Origin of the sequence: Herbaspirillum sp. 3R11, from assembly GCF_004563925.1 — a bacterium.
Lineage (GTDB): Bacteria > Pseudomonadota > Gammaproteobacteria > Burkholderiales > Burkholderiaceae_D > Herbaspirillum.
Window position 1 is genome coordinate 241,925 of sequence record NZ_SPNJ01000006.1, and the last position, 25,230, is coordinate 267,154.

General features: G+C 61.7%; 20 protein-coding genes. 13 read left to right on the plus strand and 7 right to left on the minus strand.

The window, feature by feature from the left end; all coding sequences use genetic code 11:
- The first annotated feature begins 317 nt into the window (after nucleotides 1–317).
- The 12 genes from E4P32_RS23175 (at nucleotide 318) to E4P32_RS23230 (ending at nucleotide 15,979) form a co-directional block, all read left to right on the plus strand.
- Nucleotides 318–2,594 (plus strand): catecholate siderophore receptor Fiu, encoded by a 2,277-nt coding sequence (locus E4P32_RS23175; protein WP_116436263.1) that lies wholly within the window; start codon nucleotides 318–320, stop codon nucleotides 2,592–2,594.
- Nucleotides 2,595–2,689: 95 nt separating this feature from the next.
- The gene (locus E4P32_RS23180; protein ID WP_116436264.1) at nucleotides 2,690–3,394 is read left to right on the plus strand and encodes a Fe2+-dependent dioxygenase; all 705 of its coding nucleotides are present in this window, start codon (nucleotides 2,690–2,692) and stop codon (nucleotides 3,392–3,394) included.
- 202 nt (nucleotides 3,395–3,596) lie between these two features.
- Nucleotides 3,597–4,838 carry an SfnB family sulfur acquisition oxidoreductase gene (locus E4P32_RS23185; RefSeq protein ID WP_116436265.1) on the plus strand — a complete coding sequence of 414 codons (1,242 nt, stop codon included), beginning with the start codon at nucleotides 3,597–3,599 and terminating at the stop codon, nucleotides 4,836–4,838.
- A gap of 44 nt (nucleotides 4,839–4,882) precedes the next feature.
- Nucleotides 4,883–6,112, plus strand: coding sequence for an SfnB family sulfur acquisition oxidoreductase (locus tag E4P32_RS23190; RefSeq protein WP_116436266.1), 1,230 nt, complete (start codon nucleotides 4,883–4,885; stop codon nucleotides 6,110–6,112).
- 47 nt (nucleotides 6,113–6,159) lie between these two features.
- Nucleotides 6,160–7,773 (plus strand): ABC transporter substrate-binding protein, encoded by a 1,614-nt coding sequence (locus E4P32_RS23195; RefSeq protein ID WP_116436267.1) that lies wholly within the window; start codon nucleotides 6,160–6,162, stop codon nucleotides 7,771–7,773.
- 39 nt (nucleotides 7,774–7,812) lie between these two features.
- On the plus strand, nucleotides 7,813–9,456 hold the full coding sequence (locus E4P32_RS23200; protein WP_116436268.1) for an ABC transporter substrate-binding protein: 1,644 nt from the start codon (nucleotides 7,813–7,815) through the stop codon (nucleotides 9,454–9,456).
- Nucleotides 9,453–10,427 carry an ABC transporter permease gene (locus tag E4P32_RS23205; protein ID WP_116436269.1) on the plus strand — a complete coding sequence of 325 codons (975 nt, stop codon included), beginning with the start codon at nucleotides 9,453–9,455 and terminating at the stop codon, nucleotides 10,425–10,427. The genes E4P32_RS23200 and E4P32_RS23205 overlap by 4 nt, the downstream gene beginning before the upstream one ends.
- A gap of 31 nt (nucleotides 10,428–10,458) precedes the next feature.
- Nucleotides 10,459–11,373: an ABC transporter permease gene (locus tag E4P32_RS23210; RefSeq protein ID WP_116436270.1), complete on the plus strand. Its 915-nt coding sequence runs from the start codon at nucleotides 10,459–10,461 to the stop codon at nucleotides 11,371–11,373.
- Between the two features lie 10 nt (nucleotides 11,374–11,383).
- Complete coding sequence (locus tag E4P32_RS23215; protein WP_116436271.1) at nucleotides 11,384–11,929, plus strand: carboxymuconolactone decarboxylase family protein; 546 nt, start codon at nucleotides 11,384–11,386, stop codon at nucleotides 11,927–11,929.
- Nucleotides 11,926–13,308 carry an LLM class flavin-dependent oxidoreductase gene (locus tag E4P32_RS23220; protein WP_116436272.1) on the plus strand — a complete coding sequence of 461 codons (1,383 nt, stop codon included), beginning with the start codon at nucleotides 11,926–11,928 and terminating at the stop codon, nucleotides 13,306–13,308. The genes E4P32_RS23215 and E4P32_RS23220 overlap by 4 nt, the downstream gene beginning before the upstream one ends.
- A 34-nt stretch (nucleotides 13,309–13,342) precedes the next feature.
- A complete protein-coding gene (locus E4P32_RS23225) occupies nucleotides 13,343–15,049 on the plus strand; it encodes an ABC transporter ATP-binding protein (RefSeq protein WP_116436273.1) in 1,707 nt (568 codons plus the stop codon).
- Nucleotides 15,050–15,157: 108 nt separating this feature from the next.
- On the plus strand, nucleotides 15,158–15,979 hold the full coding sequence (locus E4P32_RS23230) for a MetQ/NlpA family ABC transporter substrate-binding protein (protein ID WP_116436274.1): 822 nt from the start codon (nucleotides 15,158–15,160) through the stop codon (nucleotides 15,977–15,979).
- A 681-nt stretch (nucleotides 15,980–16,660) separates the two neighbouring features.
- Here the strand turns inward: E4P32_RS23230 and E4P32_RS23235 are convergent.
- The 5 genes from E4P32_RS23235 to E4P32_RS23255 all read right to left on the minus strand — a co-directional run bounded on the left by E4P32_RS23235 (nucleotide 16,661) and on the right by E4P32_RS23255 (nucleotide 21,179).
- Nucleotides 16,661–17,527 (minus strand): ABC transporter permease, encoded by an 867-nt coding sequence (locus tag E4P32_RS23235; RefSeq protein ID WP_116436276.1) that lies wholly within the window; start codon nucleotides 17,525–17,527, stop codon nucleotides 16,661–16,663.
- Nucleotides 17,528–17,759: 232 nt separating this feature from the next.
- Nucleotides 17,760–18,161: a nuclear transport factor 2 family protein gene (locus tag E4P32_RS23240; RefSeq protein ID WP_116436277.1), complete on the minus strand. Its 402-nt coding sequence runs from the start codon at nucleotides 18,159–18,161 to the stop codon at nucleotides 17,760–17,762.
- Between the two features lie 145 nt (nucleotides 18,162–18,306).
- Entirely contained in the window at nucleotides 18,307–19,185 is an 879-nt protein-coding gene (locus E4P32_RS23245; RefSeq protein WP_233526757.1) for an ABC transporter ATP-binding protein, read from the minus strand.
- Nucleotides 19,166–20,161: an ABC transporter substrate-binding protein gene (locus E4P32_RS23250; RefSeq protein WP_116436278.1), complete on the minus strand. Its 996-nt coding sequence runs from the start codon at nucleotides 20,159–20,161 to the stop codon at nucleotides 19,166–19,168. The genes E4P32_RS23245 and E4P32_RS23250 overlap by 20 nt, the downstream gene beginning before the upstream one ends.
- A gap of 1 nt (nucleotide 20,162) precedes the next feature.
- The gene (locus E4P32_RS23255; RefSeq protein WP_116436279.1) at nucleotides 20,163–21,179 is read right to left on the minus strand and encodes an ABC transporter substrate-binding protein; all 1,017 of its coding nucleotides are present in this window, start codon (nucleotides 21,177–21,179) and stop codon (nucleotides 20,163–20,165) included.
- Between the two features lie 428 nt (nucleotides 21,180–21,607).
- On the opposite strand from E4P32_RS23255, the gene E4P32_RS23260 reads away from it, so the two are divergent.
- The gene (locus E4P32_RS23260; protein WP_116436280.1) at nucleotides 21,608–23,509 is read left to right on the plus strand and encodes a potassium transporter Kup; all 1,902 of its coding nucleotides are present in this window, start codon (nucleotides 21,608–21,610) and stop codon (nucleotides 23,507–23,509) included.
- 22 nt (nucleotides 23,510–23,531) lie between these two features.
- Here the strand turns inward: E4P32_RS23260 and E4P32_RS23265 are convergent, their stop codons facing one another.
- Both E4P32_RS23265 and E4P32_RS23270 read right to left on the minus strand, forming a co-directional pair.
- Nucleotides 23,532–24,368, minus strand: a complete 837-nt coding sequence (locus E4P32_RS23265) for a DMT family transporter (RefSeq protein WP_116436281.1) — start codon at nucleotides 24,366–24,368, stop codon at nucleotides 23,532–23,534.
- Between the two features lie 109 nt (nucleotides 24,369–24,477).
- Entirely contained in the window at nucleotides 24,478–25,161 is a 684-nt protein-coding gene (locus E4P32_RS23270; RefSeq protein ID WP_116436282.1) for an SAM-dependent methyltransferase, read from the minus strand.
- Nucleotides 25,162–25,230 lie beyond the last annotated feature (69 nt).

A 25,230-nucleotide genomic window follows, 5' to 3' on the forward strand; every position in this document is an offset into this window, starting at 1 on the left:
GCGCAAGGATTCGGCCGTCGCCGGACGCCCCGATTTTTAGCAAACGATAAATATCCCGAGACTCGTCGCGGTCCATGCCGATGACTTTCGAGCGGTCGCTTGGCATCCGTCAAGGAAAGCGGAATATCTGCACAATCCGGCCCGAAAGCATTGCCTCGCACCATGCCGCAAAACTATATTCGCAGCGCCGATCACCGCATCGCGATGTTCCCGTCCGCAGCAGCCCGCCCCTCTATCCAGACAGCCAGTCAGTTTCGCGCAGCGCGCCATCGTTCCGGCGTGGTCGGTCCTGATCGTCACTCACTACTGGGATTTCCATGTCTATCTACATCAAGAGCAAGAAACACGGCGCCGCCGGCCGTCTGGTCACTTTACGTTCGTCATTGGCGGTGTCGACGCTGGCGCTGGCCGCACCATTCAACGTCGCCGCAGAAAGCCTGCCCGAGGTCAATGTCAACGAGCGCAACGAATCCTACAAGGCCGAGCGCGTCAGCTCGCCGAAATTCACGCAGCCGCTGGTCGATACCACGCAGACCATCACCGTCATCAAGAAGGAACTGCTGCAATCGCAACTGGCGACCACGCTCACCGAAGCACTGCAAAACAGCGCCGGCGTCGGCACTTTCAGCACCGGCGAGAACGGCAGCACCAACACCGGCGACACCATCTTCATGCGCGGCTTCAACACCGCCAACAGCATCTTCGTCGACAACATCCGCGACCTCGGCGGCGTCTCGCGCGACCTGTTCAACATCGAGCAGGTCGAAGTGGTCAAGGGCCCGGCAGGCGCCGACAACGGTCGCGGTGCACCGACCGGTTACATCAACATGGTGACCAAGCAGCCGATGCTGGAGAACGCCTATTCCGGAACCGCGACCTACGGCACCGGCGATCAGAAGCGCATCACCGCCGATCTCAATCGCCATATTGAAGGACTCAACGGCGCGGCGTTCCGGCTCAATTTGCTCAAGCAGGACAGTGGCGTGCCGGGACGCGACCGTGTGCAAAACAATCGCTGGGGCATCGCGCCGTCGTTCGCATTTGGACTTGGCACGCCGACGCGGATCGTGTTCAGCTATCTCCACCTGGACCGTGACAATGTGCCCGACACGGGTTTGCCGACCATCGGCACGCCGGGTTTCTTCAACGCCACCACGGCCGGCAAGAATGCGCGGCCGGTCGCGCGCAGCAATTACTACGGCCTGGCGTCGGATTACGACAAGAGCACCAGCGACATGTTTACCGCCCGCATCGAACATGACGTCAACGCCAACCTGACCATTCGCAACACCACCCGCTACGGCAAGACGAAGCAGAACGCGCTGATGGCTGCGCCCTACATCGTCGACGGCAGCAACGTCAATCCCGCCAACTGGACGGTGTCGCGCATCCTGCAAATCGTCGATCGGGAAAACGAAATCCTGACTAACCAGACCAACGCGGTGATCAAATTCGAGACCGGGAAAGTTAAGCACGCAGTCACCACCGGGATCGAATTCATGCGTGAAAAACAGACCAGTATCGGTTACGGCGGCACCGGTCTGAATGCAGTCGCGGCATCCAATCTTTATGCACCCAATCCCAATGCGCCGGCCAGGGGTAATCCGGTATCGAACGGTACGCGCGTCGATGGCAGCACCAACACCATCGGTGTGTACCTGTTCGACACGTTGGAGATCAATCCTGCATTCCAGCTCAATGCCGGCATCCGGCTGGATCGTTACAGCACGGACTACAGCAGCATTGCGTTGTCCACGCTCGCGGCCAATCCTGGCCTGCCGGTCGGCACGCTGGTGCCGACTACGCTGAGCAAATCCGACACCCTGCTCAACTGGAAAGTCGGTGCACTATATAAGCCGGCACCCAACGGCAGCATTTACATTGGCTATGCGACCTCGCAGCAACCTCCCGGCGGCGCTGCATTTGCATTGAGCAGCAGCGGCGCCAGCGCCGACAATCCCAACTTCGCGCCACAAAAAACCAGCACCACGGAAATCGGCACTAAATGGGAAGTGCTGAACAAGAAACTATTGCTCGCGGCGGCCGTGTTCCGCACGGAAGTCAGCAATGAAATCAAACAGGATCCGGTCACCACGACGCTCTACACGCAAACCGGCAAGAAGCGCGTCGACGGCATCGAACTCTCGGCCTCTGGTGAAATCACCCGCGCCTGGTCGGTCAATGCCAGCGCTGCGCTGATGAACGCCAAGATCACGGATGGCACCACCAATGCGGCGGCGACCTCAAATCAGAACAACGCCGCCATGAGTTTCTCGCCGAAAACGACTCTGGCGCTGTGGAGCACCTACCAACTGCCGTCCGGCGTCACTATCGGCGGCGGCGTGCGCTACGTCGACACCATCGCGCGCACCGCCAGCACGACCATCAGCGGCGCCACGAACACGCCGTATGCACAAAGCTACTGGGTGGCCGACGCCATGGCCGCGTATCAGTTCAGCAAGAACGCCACGGTGCAGCTGAATCTGTACAACCTGGCCAACCAGCGTTATGCAGCTTCCATCAACAACAGTGGTGCGCGCTACATCCCCGGAACGGAGCGCTCGGCCAAACTCAGCCTGAACCTGGCGTATTGATTTGTCGATCCGTTTCAAGAACAACAGCCCCGCCGGCAACGGCGGGGTTTGTCATTCAAACGCCTCTTCTTCAATCACGATAAAAGGAGCACACCGTGCTGCTGCACATCCCGCAAGTCCTCAGCGCCGATCAGGTCGCGTTGATCCGCAAGCAACTCGATGCCGCCGACTGGAGCGACGGGCGCGCCACAGTCGGTTCGCAGGGCGCGCGCGTCAAGCGCAATCGGCAGTTGCCCGAACAATCCGCCGTCGGCAGGGAATTGGCGCGCATCGTCATGGCGGCGCTGGCCGCTCATCCGACTTTCTTCGCCGCCGCCTTGCCGGCGCGCACCATGCCGCCGCTGTTCAATCGCTATGAGGGCGGTGAGCAGTACGGCGTGCACATCGACGGCGCCGTGCGCAACGTAGCGGGTAACATGGCGGGCACTGCGCCCGGCGCCGACTATCAATTGCGCACCGATGTTTCATCGACGCTGTTCCTGAGCGAACCCGAAGACTACGACGGCGGCGAACTGGTGGTGCACGACACCTACGGCGCGCACGAAGTAAAACTGCCGGCCGGCGACCTGATCCTGTATCCATCAAGCAGCCGCCACGAAGTCACCGCCGTCACGCGCGGCTGCCGCGTGAGCGCCTTTTTCTGGACTCAGAGCATGATCCGCGACGACCAGCGCCGCGGCATGCTGTATGAACTCGACCAGGCCATTCACGCCTTGCGGCTGAGGCATGGCGACAGCGATGAAACCGTGGTGCTCGCTGGGCACTATCACAACCTGCTACGGCTCTGGGCAGAGACATAAGGGCACGAAAGCTGACCACTCGGTCGGTCAAATCAGCATGATGACGCGCCTGTTCATGCAATTTCCGAACTAAGAAATACGAAATGCTTCGTTCTGCAAAAACACGGATTTTGATTTAATGGCCCATCATTAATCTTGTCTGCGCTCGCCGCGTTCTACGTAATTTCCTGCGGCGCGGTCAATCTCGCGGAGCCATTCCATCATGTCAGCGGTCATCGAACAGTCGATCGCGGGCGCAGCCGTCTCTACTTCCCGTGTGCCGGCGCACCGCATACTCAGTGAAACAGAAGCCATCGAGACCGCGCGCAAGCTGGCGCAGGAATTCGTCGTCGAGGCCGCAGAACGCGACCAGCAACGGCGCCTGCCGCATGCGGAGATCGAGCGCTTCTCTTCCAGCGGACTGTGGGCCATCACCGTGCCCAAGGCTTACGGCGGCATCGGCGCCTCTTGGGTGACGCTGGCCGAAGTGGTCAGGATCATCTCCGCCGCCGATCCGTCCATCGGTCAGATTCCGCAAAACCATTTCGGCATCCTCAACGTGCTGGCGCAAACCGCCACCGAAAGCCAGAAGCATTACTTCTACGGTGAAGTCCTGAACGGCGCGCGCTTCGGCAACGCCGGGCCGGAACGCACCAGCAAGAACGTGCTCGACATCCGTACCCGCATTACCAAGGATCCCGGCAGCCCCGATTATCTGCTCAACGGTACGCGCTTCTATTCCACCGGCGCGCTGTATGCCGACTGGGTGCCGACGCGTGCGCTCGACGACGACGGCAAGAGCGTGTTTGTATTCGCCGAACGTCATGCGCCGGGCCTGAGCGTGGTCGACGACTGGTCCGGCTTCGGCCAGCGCACTACCGCCAGCGGCACCGTGATTTTCGACAACGTGCGCGTGGCCGCAGGACACGTCGTGCCCTTGCACCAGTTGGCCGAACAAGCCAACAACATCGGTCCGGTGGCGCAGCTGATCCAGGCTGCCATTGATGCCGGCATCGCGCAGGCGGCGGTGGATGATGCGGTCGCCTTCATCCGTCAGCGTTCGCGTCCGTGGGCCGACAGCGGCGTCGAGCGCGCCGGCGACGATCCCTTGACGATCAACCAGATCGGCGACCTCAAGATCCGCCTGCACGCCGCCGAGGCCTTGCTCGAACGCGCCGCACGCACGCTCGACAACTCGCCGCTGCCGATCAGCTACGAGCAGATGGCGCAGGCCTCGGTCGCGGTAGCGGAAGCCAAAGTGCTGACGACAGAAATTGCGCTGCACGCCAGCGAAAAGCTGTTTGAACTGGCCGGCACGCAATCCACGCTGTCCGCGCACGACCTCGACCGTCACTGGCGCAATGCGCGCGTGCACACGCTGCACGATCCGGTGCGCTGGAAGTATCACGCCGTCGGCAACTACTACCTCAACGACGCGCCGCCGCCGCGTCACAACTGGTCATAACCGGTCCTGATTCGTCCTCAGAATATTTCTCCGAAAGCATCGCCATGAGCCAATCCGCTACCGCTACTGCAGCAGCAATCTCCACCGAGCCGCGCATCGTCGCGCGCATCCGCGATGACGCCGAAGCCTTGGCCGTCGCCCGCAAGCTCGCCGTCGAACTGGCGCGCGAAGCCTCGCAACGCGACCGCGAACGCCGCCTGCCGTGGGCGGAGCTGGACCGCTACGTGCGCTCCGGCCTGTGGGGCATCTCGGTGCCGAAGGAATACGGCGGCGCCGGTGTCTCCTACGTCACGCTGGCCCAGGTCACGGCCATCATTGCCGAAGCCGACGGCTCGCTCGGCCAGATTCCGCAAAACCATTTCTATGCCGTCGAAATCATCCGCGTCAACGGCAGCGACGCGCAGAAGCGTTTCTACTTCGAGCGCGTGCTGCAGGGCGACCGCTTCGGCAACGCGCTGGCGGAGATCGGCACCAAGAATTCCGCCGAGCGCAAGACGCGCCTGACCAAGGACGGCGCCGACTACCGCATCAACGGCCACAAGTTCTACGCCACCGGTGCGCTGTACGCCGACTGGGTGCCGACCTCGGCCATCGACGACGACGGTGTGCAGCAACTGGCGCTGGTGCCGCGCAATGCGCAGGGGTTGAGCATCGTCGACGACTGGTCCGGCTTCGGCCAGCGCACCACCGGCAGCGGTTCGGCGATCTTCGACAACGTCCGCGTGGACGGCGGCGCGGTGCTGGGATTCCAGGCCTCGTTCGATCGTCCGACCACGGTCGGCCCGCTGGCGCAATTGCTGCACGCGGCCATCGATCTCGGCATCGCGCGCGCCGCCTACGCCGACCTGATCAGCTTCGTCTCGACGCGTTCGCGCCCATGGATCGACAGCGGCGTCGAGCGCGCCGGCGACGATCCGCTGACCATCCGTGAAGTCGGCGACCTCACCGTGCAATTGCATGCGGCCGAAGCGCTGGTGGATCGCGCCGGCGCCAAGGTCGACATCGCTGCCGCCGATTCCAACGCCGACACCGTCGCCGCTGCGTCGATCGCCGTGGCCGAATCGCGCGTGCTCACCAACAACGTCTCGCTGGCCGCCGGCAGCAAGCTGTTCGAGCTGGCCGGCACGCAGTCGACGCTGGCCGAGAACAACCTCGACCGTCACTGGCGCAACGCGCGCACCCACACGCTGCACGATCCGGTGCGCTGGAAGTACCACGCCATCGGCAACTACTACCTCAACGACAAGAAGCCGCCGCGTCACGGCGCGCTCTGAACGTTTTGATTTTGAATACTTCGTCCACACAACAAGAAAAGACTTCCATGCGCAATCGCTTCATCGTTTCCCTGATTCCGGGTTTGCTGTTGGCAGCCTTGCCGTTGCTGGCGACGGCACAAACTGCCGCGCAAACGCCAAAATCCGGCGGCACCCTGGTCGCCATCGTCCAGCCCGAACCGGTCACGCTGACCGGCGCGGTCAACACCGCGCAGCCGACCTCGCTGATCGCCACCAACGTTTACGACGGCCTGCTGTCCTACGACAACGACCTCAAGCCGCACGGCCAGCTGGCCGAAAGCTGGGAAGTCTCCAAGGACGGCCTCGCCATCACCTTCCACCTGCGCAAAGGCGTCAAATGGCACGACGGTAAACCGTTCACTTCGGCCGACGTCAAATGGTCGGTGGAGAACGTCTGGAAAACCATCCACCCACGCAACAAGGCCATCCTGGCCAACCTGACCCAGGTCGATGCGCCTGACGCCAATACCGCCATCTTCCGTTTCACCAAGCCTTCGTTGGCGCTGCTGTCGACACTCAATTCCTGGGGCGCGCCGGTGTTGCCGAAGCATCTGTATGAAGGCACCGACGTGCTCAACAATCCGAACAACAACAAGCCGGTCGGCACCGGCCCGTTCGTGTTCAAGGAATGGAGTCGCGGCAACTACATCACGCTGGAGCGCAATCCGAATTACTGGGAGAAGGGAAAACCTTATCTGGACAAGATCATCTTCAAGGTCGTGCCTGACGCCGGCGCGCGCGCCGCCACGCTGGAAAACGGCGACGCGCAATACGCCGTCTTCAGCCCGGTGCCGCCGAAGGAAGCGCAGCGCCTGGCCGACTCCGGCAAGGTCAAGGTCGAAACCAACGGTTACCAATGGTCGTCGCCGGTGCTCTACCTCGACTACAACCTCAGCAACAAATATCTCAAGGACGTACGCGTACGCCGCGCCATCGCCCACGCGGCAAATCTGGAAGGCCTCAACAAGGTAGTCTGGTACGGCTACGGCAAACCGTCGGTGAGCATCGTGCCGACCACGCTGTCGCAGTTCTTCGACAACACCGTGCCGCGCTATCCGTACGACACCAAGAAGGCCGAAGTGCTGCTCGATGAAGCCGGCTTCCCGCGCGGCGCCGACGGCGTGCGCTTCACCATCAGCAACGACTACCTGCCGTACGGCGATGACTATCGCCGCACCGCTGAATATCTCAAACAATCCCTCAAGCGCGTCGGCATCGAAGTCAACATCCGCAGCCAGGACACCGCCGCCTTCACCAAGCGCGTCTACGGCGACCGCGACTTCGACACCGCGATCACATGGAACGCGTCCTTCCCCGATCCGCAGATCGGCCTGACGCGCATGTACTGGTCGGGCTGGGTCGGCAAGAACATTCCGTGGACCAACAGCTCCGGCTACAACAATCCGGAAGTTGATCGCCTGATCGAACAAGCGCAGGGCGCCGCCACGCAAGCCGAACGCATTGCGCTGTTCAAGAAATTCCAGCAGATCACGCAGACCGAATTGCCGACCCTGCCGTTGATCGAGCTGCACTTCTTCACCGTGCATTCGCCGCGTCTCAAGGGCATCACGCAGGACGGCGACCAGTCGCAGGGTTCGCTGAAAAACGCCTGGCTGGAACCGGCCAAGGCCGCGCAATAACAAATAAAGCAACGACAAAACAACGAGGGAAAACAGAACATGAACAAGACTGTATTCAAGCTGCTGGCGGCCACGGCCATCACATTGGCCTTCAGCGCGAACGCGTTTGCCCAGACGCGCGGCGGCACCCTGACCGCGATCATCCAGCCCGAGCCGGTGATCCTGACCTCGGCATTGAACACCGCGGCGCCGACCGGTTTCTTCAGCGCCAACGTGTTCGACGGCCTGGTGGAATACGACAACGACTTCAAGCTGCGGCCCGCGCTGGCGGAGAGCTGGGACGTCTCCAAGGACAGCAAGACGCTGACCTTCCATCTGCGCAAGGGCGTGAAATGGCATGACGGCAAGCCGTTCACGTCGGCCGACGTCAAGTGGACCCTGGAAAACGTCTGGAAAAAATTCCACCCGCGCAACCAGATCATCTACGGCACCGTCACCGGCGTTGACACGCCGGACGACTACACCGTCATCATCCGCTTCAGCGAACCGTCGCTGGCTATTCTGAGCTCGCTCAACAGCAACGGCGCGCAAGTGCTGCCCAAGCATCTGTACGAAGGCACCGACATCCTCAACAATCCCTACAACAACAAGCCGGTCGGCACCGGCCCGTTCGTGTTCAAGGAATGGAGCAAGGGCAACTACATCACGCTGGAACGCAATCCCAACTACTGGGACAAGTCCAAGGGCGTGAGCAAGCCTTACCTCGACAAGATCATCTTCAAGGTCGTGCCTGACGCCGGCGCCCGCGCCGCTGCGCTGGAAAAGGGCGAAGCGCAATATGCGCCGTTCTCGCCGGTGCCGCTGAAGGACGCCGAGCGCCTCGCCAAGCTGCCCGGCCTCAAGCTGGAAACACGCGGCTACGACTGGATCTCGCCGTGGCTGTTCCTCGACGTCAACGTCGATCGTCCTTACTTCAAGGATGCGCGCGTGCGCCAGGCGCTGGCTTACGCAATCGACCTGAACGCCTTCAACAAGGTGGTCTGGTACGGCTTCGGCAAACCGGCGGTCAGCCCGGTGGTGTCGACGCTCAAGCAGTTCCACACCGACGACGTGCCGAAGTACGGCTACGATCCGAAGAAGGCCGAAGCCCTGCTCGATGAAGCCGGTCTCAAGCGCGGCGCCGACGGCACCCGCCTGCGCATCAACCTCGACTACCTGCCTTACGGCGACGACTACAAGCGCAGCGGCGAATACATCAAGCAAGCGCTCAAACGCATCGGCATCGACGTCAACGTCCGTGCGCAAGACACGCCGACCTACACCAAGCGCGTCTACGGCGACCGCGACTACGACTTGTCGGTGGTGTGGTTCGCCGGCTTTGCCGATCCGCTGGTGGGCGTGACGCGCGCTTACTGGAGCGATTCGGTCGGCAAGAACATCCCGTGGAGCAATGGCTCGGGCTACCGCAACGCCGAAGCCGACAAGCTGATCGAACAGGCCCAGTCCTCGGCCAGCCAGAGCGAACGCGTCGCGCTGTTCAAGAAATTGCAGCAACGCGTGCAGACCGACCTGCCGTCGATCCCGCTGCTTGAGCTGCACTTCTTCACCATCCAGGCTGCCAATCTGAAGGACACCGTCGCCGGCGTCGACCAGATCTACAGCTCGCTCAAGAACGCCTGGTTCGACAGCGCGCCGAAGGTCGCCAACGCGGCACAGGTCACTGCACCACAGGCCGCCAAATGAAGATCAGGAACATCGTCGTGCGCCGCCTGCTGCAACTGGTCAGCGTGGCGCTCGGCGTAACCATCATCAACTTCTTCCTGCTGCAACTGGCGCCGGGCGACGCCGCCCAGGTGCTGGCAGGGGAGGCCGGGGCAGCGACGCCGGAATACATGGCCGCCCTGCGCGCGCAGTTCGGCCTCGACCAGCCGCTGCTGGTGCAATTCTGGAAATACATACTCAACCTCGCGCACTTCAATCTCGGCTATTCGTTCCGCCACGGCATGCCGGTGGCGCAACTGATCGGCGAGCGCGTGCCGGCGACCTTGCTGCTGATGGGTGCAAGCATTCTGTTTGCGGTCGTGGCCGGCGCCACGCTCGGCGCGATCGCCGCCTATCGCGCCGGGCGCATTGCCGATGTGGTGATCTCGACGCTGGCGCTGGTGTTCTTCGCCACGCCGCTGTTCTGGATCGGCCTGATGCTGGTGGTGGTGTTCTCGGTCTGGCTCGACTGGTTGCCGGTCGGCGGCATGTTTACGATCGAGGCCGGCTACACCGGTTGGAAATACATCCTCGACATCGCCCGTCATCTGATATTGCCGGCGGTGACGCTGGGACTGTTCTACATGGCGGTCTACACGCGCCTGATGCGCGCCACCATGGTCGAAGTGCGGCGCCAGGATTTCGTGCGCACCGCCGTCGCCAAGGGCGCACGGCCGCCGCGCGTGCTGTTCGCGCACGTGCTGAGGAACGCCTTGCTGCCGCTGGTCACGATGCTGGGCGTGCAGGTCAGCTCCATCATCGGCGGCGCGGTGCTGGTGGAAACCGTGTTTTCGTGGCCGGGTCTCGGACGGCTGGCGTTCGAGGCCCTGTTCCAGCGCGACTTCAATCTGCTGCTCGGCATCCTGCTGTGCAGCTCCATCGTCGTGATCGTGGTGAACTGGGTGGTCGACTTCGTCTATACCCGTCTCGATCCGCGCATTCGTTTTGCGTAAGTAGTTTGACTAAGCTGAAAGTGAATCTGCAATGAGCGAACTTGTTTCCACGCTGGCGATTGCCTCTGCCGAGGCAGCGGTCGATTCGCCGGCCAGCCTGATCGCCGCACCGACCACGCGCGGCTGGTTCGCGCGCCTGCTGCGCTCGCCGTCGGCGCTGATCGGCGGTGTGCTGTTGTTGCTGGTGGTGCTGATGGCGCTGTCCTCGCCCTTGCTGTTCCCGGGCGATCCGCTGGACATGGTGGCGGAGCCTTTCCTGCATCCCGGCGTCGACGCTGCGCATTTGCTCGGCAGCGACATGCTTGGTCGCGATCTGCTGAGCGGCATCTTCCACGGTGCACGGGTGTCGCTGCTGATTGCGGTGGTGTCGACTCTGCTTGCGCTGGTGCTGGGCATCAGCGGCGGCTTGCTGGCCGGTTACTACGGCGGCCTGGCCGATGCGTTGCTGATGCGCGTGACGGAATTCTTCCAGACCATTCCGTCCTTCCTGTTCGCACTGGCGATCGTGGCGGTGGTGCAGCCGACTCTGGTGACGATTGCGCTGGCCATCGGCGTGACCGCCTGGCCGAGCCTGGCGCGGCTGGTGCGCGCCGAAGTGCTCAAGCTGCGCCACAGCGAAATGGTGCAGGCCAGCGCCGCCCTCGGCGCCACCGATCTGCGCATCATGCTGCGAGACATCTTGCCCAATACCTTGACGCCGATCCTGGTATCGACTTCGCTGATGGTGGCCACCGCCATCCTCACCGAATCCAGTCTGGCCTTCCTCGGTCTGGGCGACCCCAATGCGGTGAGCTGGGGCAACATGGTCGGCTCGGGTCGCGAAGTGATCCGCACCGACTGGTACATCACGACGATTCCCGGCATCGCGATTGTGATCACGGTGCTGGCATTGAATTTATTAGGCGACGGACTGGCCGACGTGCTCGATCCGCGCGACAGAAAATAGGAGAAACACCATGGCACGCGTATCCACTCTGCTTTCCAACCAGCTGCCGCAAGGCCCGGCCCGCACGATCTTCGAGAAGGTCGAAAACGAATACGGCGCCTTCGGCAACATGCTCGGCGTGCTGGCGCACCGCCCGGCGTCGATCGAGCACATCTACGGCCTGCTGTTGCAGTTCGCCGCCGAAGGAAACATCTCCAAGCTGCACCTGGAGATTGTGCTGGTCACCGCCTCCAAGGCCAACGAGTGCAGCTATTGCGTCTCGCACCACGCGCCCAAGCTGGTCGCGCAGCACGTGTCGGCGGAAACCGTCGAACGCATCCTCGACGCCGACGTGCCCGGCCTCGGTCCGGTTGAATTGCTGGTGCGCGACTATGCGCTGGCGGTCACGCGCCAACGCGTCGGCGACAGCCTGGTGACGCGCCTGCGCGAACATTTCTCGGAATCGCAGATCGTCGAACTGACCTTGCGTGCCGCGCTGTGCGCCTTCTTCGCGCGCTTCAACGAAGCGCTCGACGTCCAGCTCGAACCCGAATACGTGACTGCGGACGCAGCATGAGCAAAAAAGAAATCCGCCTCAACGCATTCAACATGAATTGCGTGAACCACATCAATCACGGCTTGTGGACACATCCGCGCGATCGCTCGCAGGACTATACCGACATCGAATACTGGACCGACCTCGCCAAGCTGCTTGAACGCGGCAAGTTCGACGGCCTGTTCCTGGCCGACATTGTCGGCGTCTACGACGTCTACCAGAACTCGGTCGACATCACGCTGCGCGAGTCGATCCAGTTGCCGGTCAACGATCCGCTGCTGCTGATTTCGGCGATGGGCTTCGTCACTGAACATCTCGGCTTCGGCATCACCGCCAACCTGACCTACGAGGCGCCGTTCCTGTTTGCCCGGCGCATGTCCACGCTGGACCACCTGACCAAGGGCCGGGTCGGCTGGAACATCGTCACCGGCTATCTCGACAGTGCCGCGCGCGCGATGGGCCTGTCGGAACAGCTGGAACACGATCAGCGCTACGACCGCGCCGACGAGTTCATGGAAGTGGTCTACAAGTTGTGGGAAGGCAGCTGGGAAGACGACGCCGTCATCCGCGATCGCCAGAACCGCATCTACGCGCAGCCTGGCAAGGTACACAAGATCCACCACAGCGGCGACTACTACAAGGTCGAGGGCTACCACCTCAGCGAACCGTCGCGCCAGCGCACGCCGGTGCTGTACCAGGCCGGTTCGTCCGGCCGCGGCCAGGCCTTCGGCGCGCGCCATGCGGAATGCGTGTTCGTTTCCGGCCAGAGCAAGGAGGCGGTGCGCAAGCTGGTCGCCGGCATTCGCGAAGGCGCAGTGCGTGAAGGGCGCCAGGCGGATGACGTCAAGATCTTCATGGGCCTGACCGTGGTGGTCGCGCCGACGGAAAAGGAAGCACGCGACAAGTACGCCGAGTACGCACGCTACGCCAGCCCGGAAGCCGGCCTCGCGCATTTCTCCAGCGGCACCGGGATCGATTTTTCGCAGTACGAACTGGACGAGCCGATCCGCCAGGTCAAGACCAATTCCATCGAGTCGCTGGTCAAGACCGTGACCAATCCCGAGCTCAACTGGACCAAGCGCAAGCTGCTGGAACAGCTGGAACTGGGCGGCCGTTACGCCACCATCGTCGGCTCGCCGCAGCAGGTGGCGGACGAACTGGAGGCATGGATACGCGAGACCGACATCGACGGTTTCAACCTCACGCGCACGGTCACGCCGGAGAGCTTCGAAGCCTTCGTCGACCTGGTGATTCCGGAGCTGCAGACGCGCGGTTCCTACAAGCACGATTATGCGCCGGGCACCTTGCGCGAGAAATTGTTCACGGGCGGCGCGCGCCTCCCGCAGCAGCACACCGGTGCAACGTATCGCACAAGCAAACGTACCGACGTGCCGGCATAAGAACAAGCATCAGCATCACCACAGAAAGAACCCCATGAGCCAGCTCCTCGACATCCGCAACCTCAACGTGTCCTTCCCCGGCCACGACGCCGTGAAGGATCTCAGCTTCGGCATCGCCGCCGGCGAGACGCTGGCGCTGGTCGGTGAGTCCGGTTGCGGCAAGTCGACCACCGCCTTGTCCTTGCTGCGCCTGCTGCCGGCGAGTGCGCAGGTGTCGGGCAACATCGTGTTCGAAGGACGCGACCTGCAGGCGCTGCCGGAGGAAGAGATCTGCGCGCTGCGCGGCAATGCGATTTCGATGATCTTCCAGGAGCCGATGACCTCGCTCAATCCGGTACTGACCATCGGCCAGCAAGTGGTCGAGGCGATCCGCCTGCATCAGCCGCTGTCGCCGCAGGCCGCGAAGGCGCGCGCGATCGAGTTGCTGGAGCTGGTGCGTATTCCCGAACCGCAGCGGCGTTTCAACGACTATCCGCACAACCTGTCGGGCGGCCAGCGCCAGCGCGTGATGATCGCCATGGCGGTGTCCTGCCATCCGCGCCTGCTTGTCGCGGATGAGCCGACCACCGCGCTGGACGTCACCATCCAGGCGCAGATTCTTGAGTTACTGGGCCAACTGCGCCGCGACTTGTCGATGGCGGTGCTGCTGATCACGCACGATCTGGCCGTGGTCGAGCAATGGGCCGATCGCGTCGCCGTCATGTACGGCGGCCGCAAAGTGGAGGAGGCGAGCAGTGCCATCCTGTTCGACCGGCCGCAACATCCTTACACGCGCGGCCTGCTCGGCGCGTCCTTGCAGATGGAGCAGGATTATCATTACCGCGATGGCCGCCTGCCGGAAATCCGCACCGGGATCGAAGACGGCGAACGCATCTTCACGCTGACCGAACGTGCGCATGCGCAGCCGCTCCAGCCTTTGGATCCGGATGCGAAAGCCTTGCTGTCGCTGCAGGATGTGCACACCCACTACCGCTCGCGCAACGGCGTGGTGCATGCGGTCAAAGGCGTGTCCTTCGATATCGCCGCAGGTGAATCGGTGGGCCTGGTCGGCGAATCCGGATGCGGCAAATCCACGCTGTCGAAAACCATCGTGCGGCTGGTCGATGCCAGCGCCGGCAAGATCCTGCTCGACGGCGACGACATTGCGCAGCTCGACGGTGCGCGCCTGCGTCCGTATCGCCGCCGCGTGCAGATGATTTTCCAGGACCCATATGCCTCGCTCAATCCGCGTCATACGGTGGCCGAAATCCTCGATGCCGCGCTGGTGATCCACGACGTCAAGGACAAGACCGAGCGTCGCCGCCGCATCGAGCAGATCGTCGACATGGTCGGCTTGCCGCAGCGCGCCTTGCGCAGTTATCCGCACCAGTTCTCCGGCGGCCAGCGCCAGCGCATCGGCATCGCCCGTGCGCTGGTGCTGAAGCCGGCGCTGGTGATCTGCGACGAGCCGGTATCGGCGCTTGACGTCTCGGTGCAGGCGCAGATCCTGAATCTGCTGGTCGACCTCAAGCGTGAATTCGGCCTGTCGTATCTGTTCATCTCGCATGATCTCTCGGTGGTGCGCTACATCGCCGACAAGGTGCTGGTGATGAACGGCGGACGCATCGTCGAATCGGGCGACCACAACAGCATCTGGCAGTCGCCGCGGCACGACTACACGCGGTCATTGATTGCCGCCGTGCCTTCTGCCGCTACGCGCAGGCAGGTGCAGGAAGAGCCGCGCGAGTTGTTGATCGCCTGATTTTTTGCCTCTATTTCTGCGCGATTGGAAAGCGCATATTCAAGCGCCAAAAGATTCGTTTTGTTCGTGGCGGGCGGCAGATAAATTAGCGCTATTTGAGGAAGATTCATGGCGCGATTTTTTACCCGTTTGCTGACGGGATTGTTGTTAACTAGTGTTGCTGCGGTTCTTTCTACCTCTGCGGTAGCGCAGGATAAAACCTTGAAGGTCGGCGTCACCAGCGGTCCGCACGCGCAGATTTTTGAAGTGGTCAAGCGCGTCTTCGAGCGCAGCAATCCAGGCTACAAGATCCAGATCGTCGAGTTCAACGACTACATCCAGCCGGACGCCGCGCTCGATGCGGGCGAACTTGACGCCAACAGTTTTCAGCATCGTCCTTTCCTCAATGCGCAGATCAAGACGCGCGGCTACAAGTTGTTCGGCACCGGGCGCACGTTCATCGGACCGATGGCGATTTATTCCAAGAAATATCGCAGCTTGAGTGACATTCCGGCCGGGGCCAAGATCGGGATTCCGAATGATCCTGCCAACGAGAGTCGCGTTTTGCTGCTGCTGCAGAAGCATGGGGTGATCAAGTTGCGTACCGGTATTGATCCGCTGACCGGCGTGAGTGCGACGCCGATCGATATTGTCGAGAATCCTAAGAAGTGGAAATTTATTGAAATTGATGCGGCGCAGTTGCCGCGGACTTTGGATGACCTGGATGCGTCGGCGGTGAATGCGGATTATGCGGCCAAGGCTGGGTTGCATCCGGTGCGCGACAGTCTCGTGGTGGAGAACGGGGATAGTCCCTATGCTTGCCTGATTGCTGTGCGTGAGAAGGATAAGGATCAGGTTTGGTTGCCTAAGCTGGTGAAGGCTTATCAGTCGGATGAGGTGAAGAAGTTTATTGATACGGAATTTAAAGGCGGGATTTTGGCGGCTTGGTGATACAGGCTTGGTCGGTAGTTAATGTTTTTCTTTCTTCGGACGACCGTGGTTGCCGGGGGCGGCCCGGCAGCCGCTCACTTTCTTTGCTTCGCCAAAGAAAGTAAGCAAAGAAAGGCGACCGCGATTCGCCGCCCCTTCGGGGTTCCCGTTGGCGCCGCACTCAAATCGGGAAGGGAAACAAACTCGCTGCGCTCAGACAAGTTTCCCTTCTTTATCCGATTTGAGCACGTCACCAACGGCGACTCATAAGCGGAATTCCTTTTTCGGCTCGCTTCGCATTGCCTTGGGTGGCTCGCCTGCGGCATCGTGATTCTCATTCTTTCGTTTTTTGAGTGATGGCGAAGAACTTCGACCGTCGTTCCATCTCCGTCCCCTGGCGATGCGCAGCGAGCCAGTCTGGAAGTCCGCTTGCGAGTAGCCGGTGGCGGCAGGTGCAAATCGGATAAAGAGGGGAAACTTGTCTGAGCGCAGCGAGTTTGTTTTCCCTCCCGATTTGCGCCTGCCGACGCCGGGAACCCCCGCAGGGGGCTACGAACCAGCGGTCGCTTCTTTTGCTTACTTTTCTTGGCGAGACAAGAAAAGTGAGTAGCTGCCGGGCTACCCCCGGCGAAGGGTTGATCGAAGAGAGAGCAGCATCAGCAACAACACACAGCTAGTCGGAACAAAACACAACAACACCGCCTACCTCTGCATCCCCCACCGCTTAACAGTCAGCTTTTCAATAGTATTAAACCCAAAATTCTCCACCACCAACCCAATCAAAATCACCATAGCCAACCCCGCAAACACCTTATCGGTATACAGCTCATTGCGATTCTGAAAGATATACCAACCCAGCCCACCCTTGCCACTGGAAGCCCCGAACACCAGCTCCGCAGCAATCAGCGTACGCCATGCAAACGCCCAGCCAATCCGCAATCCGGCAAGAATCGAAGGCAAGGCCGCCGGCACCAGCATGAACAGCACGAACCGCAAACCGCGCAAACCATAATTGCGCCCTGCCATCCGCAAGGTATCCGAGACGCCTAAGAATCCCGCATAGGTATTGAGCGCCAAGGCCCACAACACCGAATGCACCAGCACAAAAATCAGGCTGTTCTCGCCGAGTCCGAACCATAGCAAGGCCAGCGGCAACATCGCAATCGCCGGCAGCGGATTGAACATCGACGTCAGCGTGCTCAGCAGATCACGGCCGAGTTGCGTCGATACCGCCAGCGTGGTCAGCCCGAACGCCAGCGCGATGCCGATCAGGTAACCCTTGACCAGCACCTTGAGCGAAATCCACACCTTGCCGATCAGCTCGCCGGTGACGACGCCGTCAACAAAGGCGTGCGCAGTCTGCACGAAGCTCGGCAACAGCAAATCGTTGTCCTGGATACGCGCGATGATTTCCCAGATCAGCGCCAGCACCAGCAGGATGACTGCTTTGCGCACCCAGCTCTGTTGCCAGATGCGCTGCGGCAGCGACAGTGTGCGTTCCAGCGGGACGTCGTCGAGCGGCGTCAGCGCAATTTCGTATTCGTCGCGGATGGGGGGAGAGAGGTGCATGGCTTCGACCCTGTCGGTTGTCGACTCTTGTTAAAAATTGTCCAACATAACGGAAGTCGGATATGCCGGAAACGAATCCTTTCGCACAAGCAAATGCGAATTTCGTCTATGGCAGCAGGAGTGAAAACGGTAGGGAGAAAGGCAGGCGTCAATCACCGCCGGCGCCATGCGTGCGCATGGCCGACCGGCGGGAAGAATACGGTACAACAGGACAGGGACGTTGGACGGCAGCTCAGCTCGGGCGGCCGTGGAAAGCCTTGTTGGCGATCTTCCAGCCGTCGGCGGTTTTCAGCAGCACGAAATAATCGGTGAAGGTAATTGCACCATGCACCAGCGTGATCTTGGCGCTGGCCGAGAGGCCGCCTACGTCGATCCAGTCCACCGTACGGCGACGGTCGGCTTCGTCGGCGGCCGGGGTGCCCTTGAAGCGCTCGCAGTAGACCTCCAGCGGCCACGAGGTGAACACGCCTTCGCGTATCGATTCGATGTGCGCGGTCGGCAGGAAGGCTTGCCGCATGTGAGCGGCGTCGTCGCGCGCATGGCCGAGGAAATACTGGTCGATGGGGACCAGCACTTCGGCTTGTTCGGCGCTGAAGGTTGGCGGGGACGATGTTGCTGCGGTCGTTGCATTCATGGGCGGACTCCTGATTGAAGTCGCCCATGATGCGTGAACAGCGTCATCGTGTACAGCGCCGCCGTTGATAAGCGGTATATGCGAACCCGGATAGCATTTCGATTTTTCTATCGGTGGAAATCGCTGCAATCACCGCAATCAGCGTTCAGTACGAAAACCGCACGTCCTTGAAATTGACCTGCGCCGGTTCTTCCTGGCCTTCATTGAACAGCAGGCGATGGATGCGCCGCGCGGTTTCCTGGAAGCCGACGCCGCCCAGGCTTTGCAGGTCGTATTGGTGGCTGTTGATTTCGGCGCGCACGCGGCCCGGGTGCGGCGACAGCAGCAGGATGCGATTGCCGACTACCAGTGCTTCTTCGATCGAGTGGGTGACGAACAGCAGCGTGAAGCGCACTTCTTCCCACAGGATCAGCAGTTCTTCCTGCATCTTGCGGCGGGTCAATGCGTCGAGCGCGGCGAAAGGCTCGTCCATCAAGAGGATCTTGGGCTGCATGGCCAGCGCGCGGGCAATCGCGACACGCGCTTTCATGCCGCCCGACAGCGTGTGCGGATAGGCGTTGGCGAATTTGCCGAGGCCGACCTTGTCGAGATAATGCAGCGCGCGTTCGGCCGCTTCGCGCTTGCCCAGCGTGCGTGAAGCCAGCAGCGGGAACATGACGTTCTGCTTGACGGTTTTCCATGGCGGCAGCTGGTCGAATTCCTGGAACACCACGATGCGGTCCGGACCCGGCTGGTGGATTGCGGCGCCATCCAGGCGGATCTCGCCCGCGGCAGGTTTGAGGAAGCCGGCGACGGCTTTCAGCAGGCTCGACTTGCCGCAGCCGGACGGTCCCAGCAGCACGAATCGATCGGCCGGGTAGACGTCGAAACTGACGTCGTGCGTGGCCTGCACCACGGCGGTGGCGCTGCGGTATTGCAGGCCGACACGGTCGACCTGCAGCAGCGGCGTGTGTTCGCCGACGGCGTGCAGGATCGACGCATCAGGATTGTGCGGAGTGTGCAGGTCAGCTGCCGGGCTGGGCATAGGCTTCTTCAAAAAAGTAATCTTTCCACGACGCCGCGCGGTTCTTCAGTACGCCGATATCGTGCAGCTTGTCGGCGTAGACGTAGCTGCGTTGCGGTGAGATGGTGAAATCGATTTCCGGATCTTCGACGATCTTGCGCACGAACTCGGGCGCCAGCTTGGACTTCTGCACGCGGATGAAGGTGTCGGCCGCCTTGGCCTTGTTGGCGCGGATGAATTGCGCCGCTTCGACCAGGGCGTTGTAGAAGGCTTTATAGGTCTTCGGATTGTCGTCGTGGAATTTCTGCGTGGTGTAGAGCACGTTGAAGGTCGCCGGTCCGCCGAGGATGTCGTAGGAGCTGATGATCTTGTGGACGTTCTTGTTTTCCAATGCCTGGTACTGGAACGGCGGGCTGGAGAAATGCGTGTTGATCTCCGAGCCGCCGGAGATCAGCGCCACCGTGGCGTCGGGATGCGACAGGCTCACCGAGATGTTGTCGAAGCGCTTGTAGTCGGCCTTGCCGAACACGCGCGCGGTTTCGATCTGCAAGGTGCGCGACTGGTAGCCGACGCCGGCGGCCGGCACCGCGATGCGGTCCTTGTCGCTGAGGTCCTGCAGCGTTTTCACCTTGGGATTATTGGACAGCAGATAGTTGGGCATGGAGCCGAGCGAGGCGATCGCCTTGACGTTCTGGCGGCCGCGCGTGCGGTCCCACAGCGTCAGCATCGGCGGCACGCCGGCCGAGACCACATCCAGCGCGCCGGCCAGCAGCGCTTCGTTCATGGCGGTGGCGCCCGAGATGCTGTTCCATTCCACCTTGATGTCGACGCCTTGCTGCTTGCCGTATTTCTCGATGAGTTTCTGGTCTTGCACGACGTCGAGGATCAGGTAGCCGATGCCGAATTGCTGGGCGATGCGGATCTGGCCTTCGGCGTGGGCGCCGACGTTAACACTGAATGCGACGACCGCCGCCGCGATGAAGGACGTGGCGCGCATTTCAGCTGCCTCCGTTGATGTGAGCGTCGTCGAAGAAGTAATCCTTCACCGATGCCGGCTTGTTCTTGATGGCGCCGACGCGGTGCATGAATTCGGCCAGCGGGTAGGTATTCTGCGGCGCGATCTTGAACTGCACTTCGGGGTTCTTGATGATCTTCAGCAGCAGGTTGCGGTCGATCTTGGCGTTGCTGACGCGGATGTAGGTATCGGCGGCCTTGTCGGGATTGGCGGCGATGAACTTGGCGGCTTCATCGAGCGCGTCCAGGAAGGCCTTGTAGGTCTTGGGATTTTCCTTGCGGAATTTCTCGGTGGCGTACAGCACCGTGGCCGACGACGGGCCGCCCAGCACCTGGTAGGAGTTCAGCACGATGTGCGCCTTGGGGTTGCCGGCCAGTTCCTGATCTTGGAACGGCGGGTTGCCGAAGTGGGCGCTGATCTCGGTGCCGCCGTTGATGATGGCGGCGGCGGCGTCAGGATGCGGTACGGCCACGCTGATCTTGTCGAGCTTGTTGTACTGGGCGTCGCCCCATTGCTTGGCCGAGGCCAACTGCAGCACGCGCGATTGGACCGAAACGCCGACGGCCGGCAGCGCGATGCGGTCCTTGTCGGTAAAGTCGGCGATGGTCTTGACGTTGGGGTTGTTGCTCACGAGGTAGTAGGGCAGGTTGCCCAGCGAGGCCACGCCGCGCACGTTCTGACGACCGTGGGTGCGATCCCAGATGGTCAGCAGCGGGCCGACGCCGGCGCCGGCGATGTCGATCGCACCCGACAGCAGCGCGTCGTTCACGGCCGAGCCGCCCGACAGCTTGACCCAGTCGACCTTGATGTCGACGCCCTGGGCCTTGCCGTGCTTTTCGATCAGTTTCTGGTCCTGGGCGACGTTCAAGAGTAAATAGACGACGCCGAATTGTTCGGCGATACGCAATTGGCCTTCGGCGCGTGCGGGCGCGGTGGCGGCGAGGCCGGCGGTCAGCAGGCCGAGGCTCAGCGCGGCGGAGAGAAGTCGTTTGGCAAACATGGATACTCCGGTAAAAGCGGGGACCTCGTTCTTGTGGGCGAGGGCTTAAGAACAAACATGGGTGGAAAAGGATGTTCTTTATGAGCTAGGAGTATATAAAGGCGCTCGCAGAATGAAAAACGCGTTTATCGCATATCTTTATGCGGTTTTCGCTGCATTTTGGGAGCCATAGCCGCTACTTGTGTTTTGCGCTGAATTTTGCGCGCCGCCGCCGGGCCGCGATGCTCGCCGGCGCGCCGATGTCAAGGCCGCGGCGTCAGGTAGATGCCTTTGCGCAACGCAGCATCCCGGCGGGTGGATAGTGCGATAAAGTACGCGCTATCCGGTTTCACCGGCGTAACGCGCATTCAAAGCTGTAGGTCAGCACGACGAAAAAACGACGACAAGCTCGCTGCAGACATGAGCATCAAATCAAATACGGGAAAACAATGAGTTCAACTCAGGTCAGACCAAATTATTCCTTCCGGTCGCAAAAACTCCACATCATTACCCTGGCAGCCCTCGGCGTCGTGTTCGGCGACATCGGCACCAGTCCGCTGTACGCGCTGAAGGAATGCTTCAGCCCGGAACACGGCATCGCGTTTTCACCCGACGCCGTGTTGGGCATCATTTCCATGCTGTTCTGGTCGATCACGATCGTGGTCTCGCTCAAGTACGTGCTGTTCGTCATGCGCGCCGACAACAACGGCGAAGGCGGCGTGCTGGCGCTGATGGCGCTGTCGCTGCGCACGGCCGTGAGCGGTTCGCCGCGCGCCAAGCTGCTGATGATGCTGGGCGTGTTCGGCGCCTGCATGTTCTATGGCGACGTGGTGATCACGCCGGCCATTTCGGTGCTGTCGGCGGTGGAGGGCATGGACATCGCGGCACCGGGGACTTCGCATTACGTGATCCCGCTGACGCTGGTGATCCTGACCGGCCTGTTCCTGATCCAGCGCCACGGCACCAACCTGGTGGGCAAGCTGTTCGGACCGATCATGTTCGTGTGGTTCATTTCGCTGGGCGCACTGGGCCTGTATCACATCCTCAAGGCGCCGGACATCCTGGTGGCGATCAATCCGTATTACGCCGTGCATTTCATGATCGAGCATTCGCTGCAGGCTTTCATCGTGCTCGGATCGGTGGTGCTGGTGCTGACCGGCGCCGAAGCGCTGTACGCCGACATGGGTCACTTCGGCATCCGGCCGATCCGCTTCGCGTGGCTGTATACCGTGATGCCTTGCCTGGTGATCAACTACTTCGGCCAGGGCGCCAACCTGCTGGCTAATCCTGAAGCGATCAAGAATCCGTTTTACCTGATGGTGCCGGACATGTTCCTGGTGCCGATGGTGGTGCTGGCCACGTTCGCCACCGTGATCGCGTCGCAGGCGGTGATCTCGGGCGCGTTCTCGCTGACAAGCCAGGCCATCCTGCTGGGCTTCGTGCCGCGCATGCGCATCCTGCATACCTCGGAAGACGAGCGCGGTCAGATCTATATTCCGCTGATCAACTGGATGCTGCTGGTGCTGGTGGTGGCGGTGGTGCTGGCGTTCAAGAAATCGGACAATCTGGCGGCGGCATACGGCGTTGCGGTGACGACCACGATGGTGATCACCACGATGCTGGCGGGAGTGGTCATGCGCGCCGAATGGAAATGGCATCCGGTGTTGGTGACGCTGGTGATCGGCGCTTTCATCACGGTCGACCTGGCGTTCTTCACCGCCAATCTGCTGAAGATCGCGGATGGTGGCTGGTTCCCGCTGCTGCTGGGCGGCGCGGCGTTCTTCCTGCTGATGACCTGGTACTCGGGACGCATGTTGCTGCGCATGCGCATCAAGGATGACGGCATTCCGCTGGAGCCCTTCGTCGAAGGCTTGCTGGCGCATCCGCCGCACCGCGTCGGCGGCACCGCAGTCTTCATGACCGGCAACATCAACACCGTGCCGGTGGCGCTGCTGCATAACCTCAAGCACAACCGCATCCTGCACGAGCGCGTGTTCTTCCTCAAGATCAGCATCTGGGACGTGCCTTACGTCTCCGACGAAGAACGCCTGACGCTCAAGGATCTGGGCGGCAACGTCTACCTGCTGCGCGCGGCCTTCGGCTTCAAGGAAGCGCCGGAAGTGAGCAAGGTGCTGGACCTGACGTCATCGCAATTCGGCATCGAGTTCGAGCTGATGGACACGTCCTTCTTCCTGGCGCGCGATACGGTGGTGCCGAGCAAGTTGCTGGGCATGTCGTTGTGGCGTGAACAGTTGTTTGCGTGGATGTACCAGAACGGCGCCAAGCCGTCGGACTTCTTCCACATCCCGGCCAACCGTGTGGTGGAGCTGGGGACCAAGGTCGAGATTTAACGGATGTTAAAAAACGCTCGCGCTATCGGTGCCAACCCAGCACGATAGCGCCGAGCGTGATGACGATGCAGGCGAAGATGCGCCGCATCGTCAGTTTCTCTCCCAGGAACAGCGTGCCGATCAGGGCCGCAAACAGCACCGAGGTTTCGCGCAAGGCGGATACCGTTCCCATGGGCGCCAGCGTCACGGCCCAGATCACAATCCCGTAAGCCACCAAAGACATCACGCCGCCCGCCAGGCTGAGCCAGTTCTGTTTGCGCTCGGCTGCCATCGGCAGGCGCCTGTGCATCCACAGGAAGATCAGCGCCAGCGGGAAGCTGTCGAGCACGAACAGCCAGCCTGAATACGCCAGGGCGTTGCCGGCTGCGCGTGCGCCGATGCCGTCGGTGACGGTGTAGGCGGCGATGAAGGCGCCGGTGGTGAAGGCCGCGATCGGGCCGGACAGGTTGCTGCGATCCTTGATATTGGCCAGGCTGATGATGCCGATCGACACCAGCACCACGCCCAGCCAGGTGTAGACGCTCATCTGTTCGCCGACGAAAATGGCCGCGCCGATCGACACCAGCATCGGCGACGAGCCGCGCGCAATCGGATAGGACTGGCTGAAATCGCCGATGCGGTAGGCCCGGATCAGGAACAGGTTGTAGCCGGTGTGCAGGATTGCCGACAGGATGATGTAGGGCCACGCGCCCGCGTGCGGCAGCGGCGTGAACAGCACCAGCGGAATCGCGCCGATGCCGGCGCCGATGGTCATGATGGTCAGCGAGGCAAGGCGGTCGCCGCTACTTTTCAGCAAGGCATTCCAGGAAGCGTGCAGCAGGGCGGCGCAGAGCACCAGGGCGACGACGGCGAGGCTCATGCGGACAATCCGGTGGGGTGGGTCATGAAGAAGCGCGCAGGCATGAAGAACGCGAAAATCAGGGCGGCAAAAAAGGCCCTATGATACTGCGCCCGGCGCAAACCTGCCCTCAGCCGTCGTCGCTGTGCTGCGGCCGCAACTCAGTGCGGCAGCGCCACAATGCATGCCCCGAAGCGAGGTATTTGCGCTCGAACGGCGTGATGGGTGCGTCGGTGGCGTAGGCTTCGCAGGCCGTCGCTTGCCCGCTCAGTTGGGTCAGCGCGGCGGCGAATTCTTCCACGTAGATCCGCCAGTTGCTGCGGCACTCGATGACGCCGCCCAGTGCGACGATGCTCGGGAATACTGCATGGCCATGCCAGCGTCGCGCCAGGTGGCCGATCTTGGGCCAGGGATTGGGATACAGCAGGTACTGGCGCGCCGGGAAGATCTTTGCTTCCAGCAGCAGCCGCCAGTAGTCGACCAGGTCGGCGCGGATGAAGCACAGGTTGTCCGGCTGTGGCCCGTCCCATTGCGTATTGCGCCCGAGGCGATCTTCCGACTGGTCGATGCCGATGACGAAGTGATCGGGGTATTGCACCGCCAGGTTCAGCGTCGACAGGCCGACACCGCAGCCGGTGTCGAGGATCAGGGGGGCGCCGCCGGCAGCATGCCAGGCGACGATGCTCTCCTCGAATGCGCGCCGGTTGTAGTCGGTCACCGGCTTGCGGAACGGCGCAGCAGCATGGCGCGTAAGCAGCGCCGGCAAGTGCTCGTGGATGCCGGTCTGGCTGCTGGTGATGGGCAAGGAATTCATTGAGGCGGATGTCAGGCGGAAGGATGCCGCGGCACGCGCCGCAAGCCTGAAATTATATAGGGAGAATGT